The sequence below is a fragment of the Mesorhizobium sp. WSM1343 genome, from assembly GCF_055901535.1.
Window position 1 is genome coordinate 5628814 of the sequence record NZ_CM148370.1, and the last position, 15720, is coordinate 5644533.

A 15720-nucleotide genomic window follows, 5' to 3' on the forward strand; every position below is an offset into this window, starting at 1 on the left:
CCCTTGCCGGGGAGACGTTGCATGAATGGTGGAATTGGCCCGGATTTCGTCGGGACTAGTGGCGCTCTCGCGAGGCCGAAGAGCCGCCCGCCCGGTTCGCTGCTTCGCGACGGGTATCCGTCGGTGCGCAGCCGAACCGCGTCCGGTAGTGCTTGCAGAACTGGGACTGGTCGGCGAAGCCCCAGCGGTAAGCAATCTCGGCTACGCTGCTGATGTTGGTCACCGACATCAGCTCCTCGGCGCAAAGTTCAAGCCGGGCGTCGCGGATGAAGCCGTTGATCGACTGGTTGCTGTCCTGAAAAAGGACCTGCAGGTAACGCAGGGAGATGCCGCAGGCATCAGCCACCGCCTGCGGGCCGAGGTCGGAATTCTTCAGATTGTCGCGAATATACTGCTCGGCACGATGCAAATGGCCGGCCCGGATCGACGAGATGCTGCTGTCCAGCACGCGATCGTCGCTCACGATCGACAGGCACAGCATTTCCAGGATGTGCCTGCCCATCATCTCACGAGCGACTTCAGTGATCTCATCGAGATGGCCGATCGTGGTTCGCACCGTGTCGAGGAAGAGCGCGGCGATGCCTTGGGTCGCGTCGAAACTGAGCGCACTGAGCCGTTCGGCGGATCCGATCCGTGCCCGAACGCTCGATGATGGTACCTTGAGGACCCACAGCGCGTTTGGCTTGCCGTGCCAGAATTCGTAAGGCGCATCTCCCCGCTCGACGAGAAAGCCCCCCGGCCTGCAATTGACGGTTCTCGACCCTTGCGAGAAATTCACCTCCGACATCTCCGGGATCGTGATGAGCAGGCTGGCGTCACGCTCGTTGAGGAAGTGGCGGCGGTGGCGACGATAGCTTACGGCATCGCAGCGCATTTTAGACACGCTGACGAGCCCAAGCGAGAAGGTTTCTAGCGTGCCTGAAAATTCGCGACGGTTCCGATACTCGGTGTCGAGCGGAAAATAGGCTTCGGTAACAGCGGCTTGCCAGGCATCACCGCCTGCGGGACCGCCGATCGTATCGACGACGTATTTCATTCCCCGACCTTTCTGGTTGACCCGGTTGTCCCGGTGTTGTTCCGAAGATTACAGGAATTCACCGGCGCGTATTGGTCAAAAACGAATAAACTTATGTGGTCGGTTGGCCCAGGACCGGAGCTCGCGACGGTTGCAGTTGTCGTCACGATCAGTGTGCAGCTGATCAAACCAGCCTTGGCGCGCAAACCGCCAGCCGACTTGGAACCATGCATTCTTTTCGCACACTCATTCAGGAAAAATTGTCGGCTTCCAGATGTGGGCGGAAATGATGTCCTGCAGTTCCGTGCGTACGGAAGAGTGGCAGCAGCGTGTAGCGGCGGAAAGCGACAATGTCCGCCTCGTCCTCAATCGAGAGCACCGTCGATCTCGGTTCCTTCGGACCAGTCGATAGATCGGCGACCGAAGCTCGCCTCTTCCACTTCGCAACCGTCTTCCGGTTGATCCCGTAGCGCTTGGCCAGCCCCCTCAGGCTCTCTTGACTATGCTGTATCGCTCGACGGACCGCCTCTGTCGTTTTGGCGCTCCCATGCAGAACTTGGCCCATAGCGCATCCTTTCATTCGGGAGACAAGGATGCTCCATAAAGCCCGGGATCAAACATCTAGGATCATCAGATCCAGCACCAAAGAAACAGAGGGGCTGTCGGCAGGGAACATGCAGACCATGAGCGACTGGTTGTCGGCTTGTCTCCGACTGCTCTGCGTCAGAATCACCTCAAAAGCGAAGTCGCTTGGCTAATCCGTCATTTCTGGCGAAAGGCGGAGTGGAACGACACAACCAGCGGGCCCAGAATGTAGTCGAGCGCGGTGCGTTCCTCGGTGACGATCATGACTGACGCTGGCATGCCCGGATAAAGCGCAATCTGTGGGGCTGCTGCCAATTCCACCGGATCGACCGCTACGTCGGCAAGATAGTAGGGAAACCCGGTCTTGCTGTCGGTAATGCGATCCGCCGAAATGCGGGTGACGCGGCCATGAATTATGGGTATTGAGCGCTGCTTGTAGGATGTAAAACGAACTTCGGCAGCCATATCGGGTCGCAGGTTCGATATGTCCTCGACGCGAATCTGGGCCTGGACGATCAGCGAATTTTCGGTCGGCACGATATCGAGGATGGTCTGGCCCGGCGAAACGATCGCGCCTATCGAGAAGACGCTGAGATCCATCACCTGGCCGTCATACGGCGCGCGCACCTCGGCTCGGTCCATGGCAGCCTGGGCGGCAAACATCTTGGGCACGAGGTCGGAAAGGCTCGATTGCGTATCGATCAGCATGGCCGACAGCTTGGCTCGGCGCTCATTTGTCAATTGTGCGATCTGGCTTTCGAGTTCGGCTTTGCTCTGTCGGCTGCCGCCGATCGCGCCGAGGTTCTCATCGATCAGGCCCTGCAGATCCGAGGCGGATCTTTCCAGCTCCAGGATGCGTGGGCGGGTCGTCAATCCGGCCTTGAGCAGCTTCGACAGGCTGGCCTTCTCGTTGATCGTCGATTGCAACTGGGCATGGTAAGATTCGACCCGAGACTGCTTGCCCTGGATCTGCTCCTCGAGTTCGGCAATGCGCCGCTCGAGGATTTGCCTGGCGCCGGCCATCGAGGCGCGTTGGCTTTCCAGATCGGCGATCTGGTTTGCCATTGCATCCCGAAGGTAGTCTTCGTGCTCTTTGAGAATGTCCTTGGGAAAGGCAACAACCTCGCTGCCGTCCAGTTCGGCTCGGATCCTGGCATCGGTTGCGCGCAACAGCGCATATTGCTGGGCATAAAGATTGAACTCGGACCGAATCCTGGTGTCGTCCAGCTTCAGCATGATGTCGCCCTTCCTGACGACGTCGCCATCCTTGACGCGGATCTCCTTCACCGTACCGCCGTCGAAGTGCTGTACGCTTTTGCGATTGCCATCCACCTTGACGATGGCGTCGGCAAGCACGGCGCCGTTCAGCGGGGCAAAGGCCGCCCAGCCGCCAAAGATGCCAAAGAAAGCAACGATGATCAGCAGACCGATATAGGCCGGCACCCGGATCGAATCCGGGGCCAGAATACCGGCGTCGCCAGGCAGGCTCCGGTAGGTAAGCGCGCCGTCGCTCATCGCTCTCTCCAAACACGGTTCATTGCGTTGCCACCGCCATTGGAGCCGCGCGCTGGTTGAGGAGCGCCACGATCTCGTTTCTCATGCCAAAGGCCTCGACGGCGCCATCGCGCAACAGGAGGATCTTGTCGACATTCGCCAGGGTCGAGGGCCGGTGAGAGACGATGATCACCGTACTGCCGCGGCGCTTGAGTTCGATCGCGCAGTCGCTCAGCGCGCGGTCGCCATCGGCATCGAGATTGGAGCTGGGCTCGTCGAGAATGATCAGGTTCGGCGTTCCGAACACTGCGCGGGCAAGAGCAATCCGTTGGCGATATCCTCCTGACAGCACTGCGCCGCCTTCGCCGATCTGCGTCTCATAGCCTTGCGGCAGGCGGATGATCATCTCATGCACGCCGGCGAGCCGCGCGGCCTCGATGACCTCCTGGTCGACATTGGTCTTGAAGCGGCCGATGTTGGCGGCGACCGTATCGGAGAAGAGTTCGATATCCTGCGGCAGGTAGCCGATGTGGTCGCCGAGCGCGTCGTGTCCCCATTGCGACAGGTCGGCCCCGTCCAGCCTGACGGTACCGCGGCTGGGTTGCATGACGCCCGCGAGATGACGCGCCAGCGTCGACTTGCCGGCGCCGGAAGGGCCGACGATTCCCAGCGTCTCGCCTGCTTCCAGCCGGAACGATACGTCTCGGAGAAGCACTTTCTGCTGGCTGGCGATTGCAAAGCTGACCTGCTCGACCGAAATCTTGCCGGTGGGCTTGGGCAGGTTGAACGATCTTTCGCTCTGCGCGCCCCCGTCGACCAGCTTCTCGACCCTTGCCAACGCCGCCCGCCCCAGGATCAGGCTGCGCCAAAGGCCGACGATCTGCTCGACCGGCTGCAGCCCCCGGCCCAGCAAGAGGCTCGCGGCGAACATGGTGCCGCCGGTGATCTGCCGCTCGATCACCAGATAGGCGCCGAGGCCGAGGATCAGCGACTGCATGGTGAGCCGCAGGAAACGGATCAGGCCCGACATCAGTGCGGCGCGATCGCTTGCCTCCGCCTGGCGCCGCAGCGCCAAATTGCGGTCGCGTCCCCAGCGGCGGATGAGGCCGTCGATCATCCCCATGGCGCGAACGACTTCGGCGTTTCTGAGGCTCATCTCGGTGAAATTATAGTTGGTCGTCGCCAGGTCGTTGGCCTGCTTCAGCGGCGAACGCACGATATATTCGTTTAGCACCGCCATGGCGACCAGAAGCAGCGAGCAGCCCAGCGCGAAGAAGCCGAGCCAGGGGTGCAGCAGGAAGATGATGCCGATGTAGATGGGCGACCATGGCAGGTCGAACAAAGCGTGGATGCCGCTGCCGGTGATGACCTGCCTGAACGTGTCGAAGTCTCGGATGGGCTGGCTCGGCGACGAGCCGGGCGATGGGGTCTCGACCGACGCGGCCAGGACTTTTGCCGACAGCAGCCGGTCGAGCCGCGCACTGGCACGCGTCAGGATGGAGGCGCGCACCAGGTCGAGGCCGGCCAGCGAAAGAAAGGCCGCCAGCAACACCAGGGTCAGCATCACCAGCGTGGTTTCGCTGCCGCTGGTGACGACCCTGTCATAGATCTGCAGCATGTAGAGTGGGGACGCGAGATAGAGCAGATTGATGGCCAGGCTGAACGCCGCCGCTACCAGGAAATAGCGGCGGCAGGCCCGAAGCGCATCCTTCACAATTCGAGATTTGCTATCCACGTCCAGAACCCCACTCGATACGCATCAGGCCAGGTGGGCCGCCGCTGGCGGCGGCCTTTTGGTTCACACCACGAAGTCGCTTGAAATTGCTCCATTGCCAACGCCCGTCAGCGTGAATTCCGCCGGATTGTACGAAACGGCGGTATGGCCTTGGCCGTCATCGGCAAGCTTGAAGCCGTTCGCATCGTAGCTGCCGACCAGATGCAGCGCGGTACCGTGGGTGCCGTCCGAAACGGTCAGCGTTCCGCCGCTGCCATCCTGGTTTGCCTGGTAGACGGCCGTCGTTCCCGCGCCGAACAGGATGTCCTCTAGCTCCAGCCTGTCGTCATTGGTGATGCCGCCGATCCGCCCGCTGAAATCGAAGGAATCGTCGAGCTGCAGCGTGCCGGCCGCATCGTGCGCGAAGGTGACATCCGTCGACGAGGCGCTGCCGAACTCAAGCTTCGACAGGTTGCCGATCGTGGCATCGCCGTCGCCGGTGACCTGGCCATGGATGACGATGTCGCCGCCATTGGCCAACAGCATGCCGGAATTCGCCAGCCCGCCGGTGATCGTCAGTCCACCTGAACCGGTCGCCTCCAATGTTCCGGAGTTGGTGACGACGCTGCCCCCCGTATCGATGACAAGCGCATTCGCGCCAGAGGCGATAATGGTGCCCTGATTGTCGAGGCTCAGCATCCCGCCGCCCAGCTGGCCAGCGCCCGATATCGTGTTGTCGACATTGACCAGAGTGACGTCCGGCCCCGTGCCGGAGATCATGTTGGCGGCGCTGTCGGACAGCAGGATCTGCCCGCCACCCTGCAGGGTCACACCATGCTGGATGATTTGCAGCAGCGTATCGCCGCCGGTCGATTCCAGCGAGATAAGGCCGCTATTGTTGATCGTACCGCTCAGCGGCAGCAAGGCGCCGTCGCCGATCGTCATGGTCCCTGGATTGTTGACCACCGGTGTCTGGTCGAAGACGAAATTGCTTGCCGTCAGCGCCCCCGAGTGCACGCCATCCAGCGTGATCGACTGCCCATCGCCGAGCGCGATCACCGCGTTTCCATTGGCATCGTCGGCGATATGCGTCTGGAGATCGGCAAAGTTTGCCAGTCCGTTGTAGCCGATGAGGTCGATCTGGTCAGCCGCGGCGTCGAAATTATGCACCGTGTCGGCACCGATCGGCTGCGAGAAGACGAAGAGATCGTTGCCGCTGGACCCGGTCAGCACGTCGTCGCCCGACCAGGCGAAGATCGGCGAGCCCGGAGCGTAGGCCTCGACATTGTCGGCGATCGACGCGCTGCCCGAGGTGCCGTCGGCGTTGATCCAGGTCATCTGGACGTCGAGCACGGCTGCCCCGGTGAAACTGGCCGATGTGGTGACAGTCAGCCCGCGCAGGTCGCTGGTCTGTGTCGTCCAGCTTCCATCGGCGTTATGCGTCGCGCCGTCGATGGTCCAGCCCGAAGGTACGTCCTTCACCGTGACGGTGATGAGCGCACCTTCATGCGATGGATCGGTGAGAGCGAGATTGATGGGCTCGCCGGAGATGCCTGCGGGCAAGGTGAATATCGGGCTACCTATGCCACCATGGCCGGTAAGGTCTGTCCAAAGCGACGACCCTGTGCCGCTAGCGACTACGCGAATGTTGTGCGGCCCCGACCCGCTGGTCGCGTCCTTAAGCGCTAACGTGTAAATGTCTTGGCCACCAGTGATCCCTACATGAACGATCGGTCCATTGACAGTTGCTCCGACAATCTGGAGGTCGTTGAGATCAAATCCTGTAACCGCTTCGCTAAATGTAAATGTAACTGTGGGTTTAGAGCCGCTGTTGTCTGATGTTATGACCACCGTCGGCGGCGCGTCGGCGGTGTTGACGGTATAATTGGCCGAGTTGGTTATAGCCGCTGGGGCGTTGCCAGCCGGGTCCTGCCACGCGGCACCCACTGTAATGACGTTAATAGTGTCGGTGATCGACGCCAGCGGCGTCAAAGTGGCGGTGAAAACCTTCGTATCGGCCGTAGCTGTAATCGCGCCCAAGGTTGCACTGGTGATGTCATAGGTAACGTCTGCCGCAGAGAAGTTCGACGGTACCTCACTGAAGGTAAAGGTCACCGTCGCGACATCGCCGGTCGTTAACGCGGTGTCATTGATCCCAATGGAGACCGTGGGGGCGACGGTGTCCACCGTCATGCTTAGCTGCGTGGCGGCGGTGTTGTTGTTGCCCGCCGCGTCGGTGAAGGTGCTGCCGGCCAAATTGATGGTGGCGGTGGTGGTGCTGGCAGCGGTGGGCGTGAAGTTGGCGGTGTAGCTGGTGCCGCTGCCGGCAAAGTTGCTCAGCGTGCCACCGGTGACGGCGACATCGCCGCTGGCGAAGGTGGTCGATGGCTCGCTCAAGGTGAAGGTCAGGTGCGCGACATCGCCGATCTTCAGGGCACTGTCATCGGTGGCGATCGACACCGTGGGGTTGGCGGTATCCACCGCCTGCACCGCCTGGGTCGCCGCCACGCTGAGGTTGCCCACGGCGTCATTTGCCGCGCCGGCCGCGATGTCGACCGTGATGTCGGCGGTGGAGCCGTCCGTCGCCGTCACATCGAAGGTGTAGGTCGTGCCGCTGCCGGAGAAGTTCGATACCGTGCCGCCCGCCACCACCAGGTCGGCGGCGGTAAAGCCGGTCACCGCTTCGCTGAAGGTCACGGTGTAGCCGACCACCGGGTCGCTGTCGCTGGCCGTGCCGGGCTGGTCGTCGGCGATCGACACCGTGGGGTTGGCGGTATCCACCGCCTGCACCGCCTGGGTCGCCGCCACGCTGAGGTTGCCCACGGCGTCATTTGCCGCGCCGGCCGCGATGTCGACCGTGATGTCGGCGGTGGAGCCGTCCGTCGCCGTCACATCGAAGGTGTAGGTCGTGCCGCTGCCGGAGAAGTTCGATACCGTGCCGCCCGCCACCACCAGGTCGGCGGCGGTAAAGCCGGTCACCGCTTCGCTGAAGGTCACGGTGTAGCCGACCACCGGGTCGCTGTCGCTGGCCGTGCCGGGCTGGTCGTCGGCGATCGACACCGTGGGGTTGGCGGTATCCACCGCCTGCACCGCCTGGGTCGCCGCCACGCTGAGGTTGCCCACGGCGTCATTTGCCGCGCCGGCCGCGATGTCGACCGTGATGTCGGCGGTGGAGCCGTCCGTCGCCGTCACATCGAAGGTGTAGGTCGTGCCGCTGCCGGAGAAGTTCGATACCGTGCCGCCCGCCACCACCAGGTCGGCGGCGGTAAAGCCGGTCACCGCTTCGCTGAAGGTCACGGTGTAGCCGACCACCGGGTCGCTGTCGCTGGCCGTGCCGGGCTGGTCGTCGGCGATCGACACCGTGGGGTTGGCGGTATCCACCGCCTGCACCGCCTGGGTCGCCGCCACGCTGAGGTTGCCCACGGCGTCATTTGCCGCGCCGGCCGCGATGTCGACCGTGATGTCGGCGGTGGAGCCGTCCGTCGCCGTCACATCGAAGGTGTAGGTCGTGCCGCTGCCGGAGAAGTTCGATACCGTGCCGCCCGCCACCACCAGGTCGGCGGCGGTAAAGCCGGTCACCGCTTCGCTGAAGGTCACGGTGTAGCCGACCACCGGGTCGCTGTCGCTGGCCGTGCCGGGCTGGTCGTCGGCGATCGACACCGTGGGGTTGGCGGTATCCACCGCCTGCACCGCCTGGGTCGCCGCCACGCTGAGGTTGCCCACGGCGTCATTTGCCGCGCCGGCCGCGATGTCGACCGTGATGTCGGCGGTGGAGCCGTCCGTCGCCGTCACATCGAAGGTGTAGGTCGTGCCGCTGCCGGAGAAGTTCGATACCGTGCCGCCCGCCACCACCAGGTCGGCGGCGGTAAAGCCGGTCACCGCTTCGCTGAAGGTCACGGTGTAGCCGACCACCGGGTCGCTGTCGCTGGCCGTGCCGGGCTGGTCGTCGGCGATCGACACCGTGGGGTTGGCGGTATCCACCGCCTGCACCGCCTGGGTCGCCGCCACGCTGAGGTTGCCCACGGCGTCATTTGCCGCGCCGGCCGCGATGTCGACCGTGATGTCGGCGGTGGAGCCGTCCGTCGCCGTCACATCGAAGGTGTAGGTCGTGCCGCTGCCGGAGAAGTTCGATACCGTGCCGCCCGCCACCACCAGGTCGGCGGCGGTAAAGCCGGTCACCGCTTCGCTGAAGGTCACGGTGTAGCCGACCACCGGGTCGCTGTCGCTGGCCGTGCCGGGCTGGTCGTCGGCGATCGACACCGTGGGGTTGGCGGTATCCACCGCCTGCACCGCCTGGGTCGCCGCCACGCTGAGGTTGCCCACGGCGTCATTTGCCGCGCCGGCCGCGATGTCGACCGTGATGTCGGCGGTGGAGCCGTCCGTCGCCGTCACATCGAAGGTGTAGGTCGTGCCGCTGCCGGAGAAGTTCGATACCGTGCCGCCCGCCACCACCAGGTCGGCGGCGGTAAAGCCGGTCACCGCTTCGCTGAAGGTCACGGTGTAGCCGACCACCGGGTCGCTGTCGCTGGCCGTGCCGGGCTGGTCGTCGGCGATCGACACCGTGGGGTTGGCGGTATCCACCGCCTGCACCGCCTGGGTCGCCGCCACGCTGAGGTTGCCCACGGCGTCATTTGCCGCGCCGGCCGCGATGTCGACCGTGATGTCGGCGGTGGAGCCGTCCGTCGCCGTCATATCGAAGGTGTAGGTCGTGCCGCTGCCGGAGAAGTTCGATACCGTGCCGCCCGCCACCACCAGGTCGGCGGCGGTAAAGCCGGTCACCGCTTCGCTGAAGGTCACGGTGTAGCCGACCACCGGGTCGCTGTCGCTGGCCGTGCCGGGCTGGTCGTCGGCGATCGACACCGTGGGGTTGGCGGTATCCACCGCCTGCACCGCCTGGGTCGCCGCCACGCTGAGGTTGCCCACGGCGTCATTTGCCGCGCCGGCCGCGATGTCGACCGTGATGTCGGCGGTGGAGCCGTCCGTCGCCGTCACATCGAAGGTGTAGGTCGTGCCGCTGCCGGAGAAGTTCGATACCGTGCCGCCCGCCACCACCAGGTCGGCGGCGGTAAAGCCGGTCACCGCTTCGCTGAAGGTCACGGTGTAGCCGACCACCGGGTCGCTGTCGCTGGCCGTGCCGGGCTGGTCGTCGGCGATCGACACCGTGGGGTTGGCGGTATCCACCGCCTGCACCGCCTGGGTCGCCGCCACGCTGAGGTTGCCCACGGCGTCATTTGCCGCGCCGGCCGCGATGTCGACCGTGATGTCGGCGGTGGAGCCGTCCGTCGCCGTCACATCGAAGGTGTAGGTCGTGCCGCTGCCGGAGAAGTTCGATACCGTGCCGCCCGCCACCACCAGGTCGGCGGCGGTAAAGCCGGTCACCGCTTCGCTGAAGGTCACGGTGTAGCCGACCACCGGGTCGCTGTCGCTGGCCGTGCCGGGCTGGTCGTCGGCGATCGACACCGTGGGGTTGGCGGTATCCACCGCCTGCACCGCCTGGGTCGCCGCCACGCTGAGGTTGCCCACGGCGTCATTTGCCGCGCCGGCCGCGATGTCGACCGTGATGTCGGCGGTGGAGCCGTCCGTCGCCGTCACATCGAAGGTGTAGGTCGTGCCGCTGCCGGAGAAGTTCGATACCGTGCCGCCCGCCACCACCAGGTCGGCGGCGGTAAAGCCGGTCACCGCTTCGCTGAAGGTCACGGTGTAGCCGACCACCGGGTCGCTGTCGCTGGCCGTGCCGGGCTGGTCGTCGGCGATCGACACCGTGGGGTTGGCGGTATCCACCGCCTGCACCGCCTGGGTCGCCGCCACGCTGAGGTTGCCCACGGCGTCATTTGCCGCGCCGGCCGCGATGTCGACCGTGATGTCGGCGGTGGAGCCGTCCGTCGCCGTCACATCGAAGGTGTAGGTCGTGCCGCTGCCGGAGAAGTTCGATACCGTGCCGCCCGCCACCACCAGGTCGGCGGCGGTAAAGCCGGTCACCGCTTCGCTGAAGGTCACGGTGTAGCCGACCACCGGGTCGCTGTCGCTGGCCGTGCCGGGCTGGTCGTCGGCGATCGACACCGTGGGGTTGGCGGTATCCACCGCCTGCACCGCCTGGGTCGCCGCCACGCTGAGGTTGCCCACGGCGTCATTTGCCGCGCCGGCCGCGATGTCGACCGTGATGTCGGCGGTGGAGCCGTCCGTCGCCGTCACATCGAAGGTGTAGGTCGTGCCGCTGCCGGAGAAGTTCGATACCGTGCCGCCCGCCACCACCAGGTCGGCGGCGGTAAAGCCGGTCACCGCTTCGCTGAAGGTCACGGTGTAGCCGACCACCGGGTCGCTGTCGCTGGCCGTGCCGGGCTGGTCGTCGGCGATCGACACCGTGGGGTTGGCGGTATCCACCGCCTGCACCGCCTGGGTCGCCGCCACGCTGAGGTTGCCCACGGCGTCATTTGCCGCGCCGGCCGCGATGTCGACCGTGATGTCGGCGGTGGAGCCGTCCGTCGCCGTCACATCGAAGGTGTAGGTCGTGCCGCTGCCGGAGAAGTTCGATACCGTGCCGCCCGCCACCACCAGGTCGGCGGCGGTAAAGCCGGTCACCGCTTCGCTGAAGGTCACGGTGTAGCCGACCACCGGGTCGCTGTCGCTGGCCGTGCCGGGCTGGTCGTCGGCGATCGACACCGTGGGGTTGGCGGTATCCACCGCCTGCACCGCCTGGGTCGCCGCCACGCTGAGGTTGCCCACGGCGTCATTTGCCGCGCCGGCCGCGATGTCGACCGTGATGTCGGCGGTGGAGCCGTCCGTCGCCGTCACATCGAAGGTGTAGGTCGTGCCGCTGCCGGAGAAGTTCGATACCGTGCCGCCCGCCACCACCAGGTCGGCGGCGGTAAAGCCGGTCACCGCTTCGCTGAAGGTCACGGTGTAGCCGACCACCGGGTCGCTGTCGCTGGCCGTGCCGGGCTGGTCGTCGGCGATCGACACCGTGGGGTTGGCGGTATCCACCGCCTGCACCGCCTGGGTCGCCGCCACGCTGAGGTTGCCCACGGCGTCATTTGCCGCGCCGGCCGCGATGTCGACCGTGATGTCGGCGGTGGAGCCGTCCGTCGCCGTCACATCGAAGGTGTAGGTCGTGCCGCTGCCGGAGAAGTTCGATACCGTGCCGCCCGCCACCACCAGGTCGGCGGCGGTAAAGCCGGTCACCGCTTCGCTGAAGGTCACGGTGTAGCCGACCACCGGGTCGCTGTCGCTGGCCGTGCCGGGCTGGTCGTCGGCGATCGACACCGTGGGGTTGGCGGTATCCACCGCCTGCACCGCCTGGGTCGCCGCCACGCTGAGGTTGCCCACGGCGTCATTTGCCGCGCCGGCCGCGATGTCGACCGTGATGTCGGCGGTGGAGCCGTCCGTCGCCGTCACATCGAAGGTGTAGGTCGTGCCGCTGCCGGAGAAGTTCGATACCGTGCCGCCCGCCACCACCAGGTCGGCGGCGGTAAAGTTCGGTCACCGCTTCGCTGAAGGTCACGGTGTAGCCGACCACCGGGTCGCTGTCGCTGGCCGTGCCGGGCTGGTCGTCGGCGATCGACACCGTGGGGTTGGCGGTATCCACCGCCTGCACCGCCTGGGTCGCCGCCACGCTGAGGTTGCCCACGGCGTCATTTGCCGCGCCGGCCGCGATGTCGACCGTGATGTCGGCGGTGGAGCCGTCCGTCGCCGTCACATCGAAGGTGTAGGTCGTGCCGCTGCCGGAGAAGTTCGATACCGTGCCGCCCGCCACCACCAGGTCGGCGGCGGTAAAGCCGGTCACCGCTTCGCTGAAGGTCACGGTGTAGCCGACCACCGGGTCGCTGTCGCTGGCCGTGCCGGGCTGGTCGTCGGCGATCGACACCGTGGGGTTGGCGGTATCCACCGCCTGCACCGCCTGGGTCGCCGCCACGCTGAGGTTGCCCACGGCGTCATTTGCCGCGCCGGCCGCGATGTCGACCGTGATGTCGGCGGTGGAGCCGTCCGTCGCCGTCACATCGAAGGTGTAGGTCGTGCCGCTGCCGGAGAAGTTCGATACCGTGCCGCCCGCCACCACCAGGTCGGCGGCGGTAAAGCCGGTCACCGCTTCGCTGAAGGTCACGGTGTAGCCGACCACCGGGTCGCTGTCGCTGGCCGTGCCGGGCTGGTCGTCGGCGATCGACACCGTGGGGTTGGCGGTATCCACCGCCTGCACCGCCTGGGTCGCCGCCACGCTGAGGTTGCCCACGGCGTCATTTGCCGCGCCGGCCGCGATGTCGACCGTGATGTCGGCGGTGGAGCCGTCCGTCGCCGTCACATCGAAGGTGTAGGTCGTGCCGCTGCCGGAGAAGTTCGATACCGTGCCGCCCGCCACCACCAGGTCGGCGGCGGTAAAGCCGGTCACCGCTTCGCTGAAGGTCACGGTGTAGCCGACCACCGGGTCGCTGTCGCTGGCCGTGCCGGGCTGGTCGTCGGCGATCGACACCGTGGGGTTGGCGGTATCCACCGCCTGCACCGCCTGGGTCGCCGCCACGCTGAGGTTGCCCACGGCGTCATTTGCCGCGCCGGCCGCGATGTCGACCGTGATGTCGGCGGTGGAGCCGTCCGTCGCCGTCACATCGAAGGTGTAGGTCGTGCCGCTGCCGGAGAAGTTCGATACCGTGCCGCCCGCCACCACCAGGTCGGCGGCGGTAAAGCCGGTCACCGCTTCGCTGAAGGTCACGGTGTAGCCGACCACCGGGTCGCTGTCGCTGGCCGTGCCGGGCTGGTCGTCGGCGATCGACACCGTGGGGTTGGCGGTATCCACCGCCTGCACCGCCTGGGTCGCCGCCACGCTGAGGTTGCCCACGGCGTCATTTGCCGCGCCGGCCGCGATGTCGACCGTGATGTCGGCGGTGGAGCCGTCCGTCGCCGTCACATCGAAGGTGTAGGTCGTGCCGCTGCCGGAGAAGTTCGATACCGTGCCGCCCGCCACCACCAGGTCGGCGGCGGTAAAGCCGGTCACCGCTTCGCTGAAGGTCACGGTGTAGCCGACCACCGGGTCGCTGTCGCTGGCCGTGCCGGGCTGGTCGTCGGCGATCGACACCGTGGGGTTGGCGGTATCCACCGCCTGCACCGCCTGGGTCGCCGCCACGCTGAGGTTGCCCACGGCGTCATTTGCCGCGCCGGCCGCGATGTCGACCGTGATGTCGGCGGTGGAGCCGTCCGTCGCCGTCACATCGAAGGTGTAGGTCGTGCCGCTGCCGGAGAAGTTCGATACCGTGCCGCCCGCCACCACCAGGTCGGCGGCGGTAAAGCCGGTCACCGCTTCGCTGAAGGTCACGGTGTAGCCGACCACCGGGTCGCTGTCGCTGGCCGTGCCGGGCTGGTCGTCGGCGATCGACACCGTGGGGTTGGCGGTATCCACCGCCTGCACCGCCTGGGTCGCCGCCACGCTGAGGTTGCCCACGGCGTCATTTGCCGCGCCGGCCGCGATGTCGACCGTGATGTCGGCGGTGGAGCCGTCCGTCGCCGTCACATCGAAGGTGTAGGTCGTGCCGCTGCCGGAGAAGTTCGATACCGTGCCGCCCGCCACCACCAGGTCGGCGGCGGTAAAGCCGGTCACCGCTTCGCTGAAGGTCACGGTGTAGCCGACCACCGGGTCGCTGTCGCTGGCCGTGCCGGGCTGGTCGTCGGCGATCGACACCGTGGGGTTGGCGGTATCCACCGCAACCGTGTCGGAGCCGGCAGCGCCAGCATTGCCGGTAGCGTCGGTGTAACCGCCGGCCGTTACCGAAACGGAGCCAAGGCCATCAAAACCGTCTGCCGCCGTGAACTTCGCCGTGTAATGCGAAGCATCGATCGTCACAAAATTAGACAGCGTTCCGTGGGTTGCCATCACATCGTCTAAAGTGAAGCCAGTCACTGGACCAGTGAATGTGAACGTTACAACCGAGTTGTTGTCATTGTCATTCAAGGAAGAATCGACAATATTAACGAATACAGGAACATGTCCGCCGCTATCAAGAACGGTAACCCGCTCGATCGCGGAAACCTTGAGGTTGATCGTGGTGAATGTAAATTCTGCCTGGCCTGCTTGGCCGGTGTTCGAGTTCGAGTTTGCAGCAATGAAGGCACGAAATTGAGCAAGTTCGGCGTTAAACGCTGTCATGAATGACGTGTTGGCTAGTTGATCATTGCTTAGATAGATAGCAAGCGTATCGATCTCGGCAGTGCCTTTCGCAGCATTGCCGTTGCCGCCGTCATAGGTGTCGTAACCGGAAAAGGCTGTTTGTCCTCCGGTTGTCCCTGTGCCGTATACTAGGCTACCAATCCTGTACTGATTTTCCCACGCTCGATAGATAAGCGTATCCGCACCCGACCCACCAAGAAGAGTATCGAAACCGCTTCCGCCGTCTAAGGTGTCGGCGCCGGACCCACCATTAATATAGTCATTGCCCCCACCGGCGACGATGACGTCGGTCCCGCTCCCGCCAATAAGCTTGTCATCCCCATTAGTCACCACGCCGACGTAGCTGCTGCCACTCGCACCCATACTAACCTCCCAAGATCATGGATTGAGACGCGGAAGCGAGGACGACCGTATCCTCGGTGAGATTGAACAGGTCATCCTTCGCCTGCGGTGTATTGGAGAAAGACGTCGTGGTGCCGCCGGCACCGGTGACCTGAGTAGCCATTTTTCAACCCCCCTTTTAAGAACAGACGCCTCATCTGTTTTATCGACAGTACTGAACGACCGGCTGCTTCCAGCCGAAGAAGAACCGCGCGAATCCAGGCAGGCATGAATTTTCGCCCTCATCCAGGCACACCGCCGCGCTTGGAACAGCCGCCTCAAGCTGGCCATTCACGGACGGATATTGACCCGATGCTGCTGGACGCGACGACTGGTCGTCACGCTACGTTCCCTACCCAACCTACATCGTCAAACTCGTGGCTT

Annotated in this window: 5 protein-coding genes and 2 pseudogenes; all 7 read right to left on the reverse strand. The window is 64.9% G+C overall.

Features of this window, described 5'->3' with window-relative positions:
• Positions 1-55: 55 nt before the first annotated feature.
• Positions 56-1036 carry an AraC-like ligand-binding domain-containing protein gene (locus AC0NIL_RS27455; RefSeq protein ID WP_013533169.1) on the reverse strand — a complete coding sequence of 327 codons (981 nt, stop codon included), beginning with the start codon at positions 1034-1036 and terminating at the stop codon, positions 56-58.
• 295 nt (positions 1037-1331) lie between these two features.
• A pseudogene (locus tag AC0NIL_RS27460) lies at positions 1332-1580 on the reverse strand (IS481 family transposase); the annotation flags it as partial.
• A 197-nt stretch (positions 1581-1777) separates the two neighbouring features.
• Positions 1778-3115, reverse strand: a complete 1338-nt coding sequence (locus tag AC0NIL_RS27465; protein WP_127371337.1) for an HlyD family type I secretion periplasmic adaptor subunit — start codon at positions 3113-3115, stop codon at positions 1778-1780.
• Positions 3116-3134: 19 nt separating this feature from the next.
• Complete coding sequence (locus AC0NIL_RS27470; protein ID WP_013533172.1) at positions 3135-4829, reverse strand: type I secretion system permease/ATPase; 1695 nt, start codon at positions 4827-4829, stop codon at positions 3135-3137.
• A gap of 63 nt (positions 4830-4892) precedes the next feature.
• Positions 4893-12257: an Ig-like domain-containing protein gene (locus AC0NIL_RS27475; RefSeq protein WP_474048261.1), complete on the reverse strand. Its 7365-nt coding sequence runs from the start codon at positions 12255-12257 to the stop codon at positions 4893-4895.
• 199 nt (positions 12258-12456) lie between these two features.
• A pseudogene (locus AC0NIL_RS27480) lies at positions 12457-15318 on the reverse strand (Ig-like domain-containing protein); the annotation flags it as partial.
• 1 nt (position 15319) lies between these two features.
• A complete protein-coding gene (locus AC0NIL_RS27485) occupies positions 15320-15460 on the reverse strand; it encodes a hypothetical protein (protein WP_275953908.1) in 141 nt (46 codons plus the stop codon).
• Positions 15461-15720: the final 260 nt, after the last annotated feature.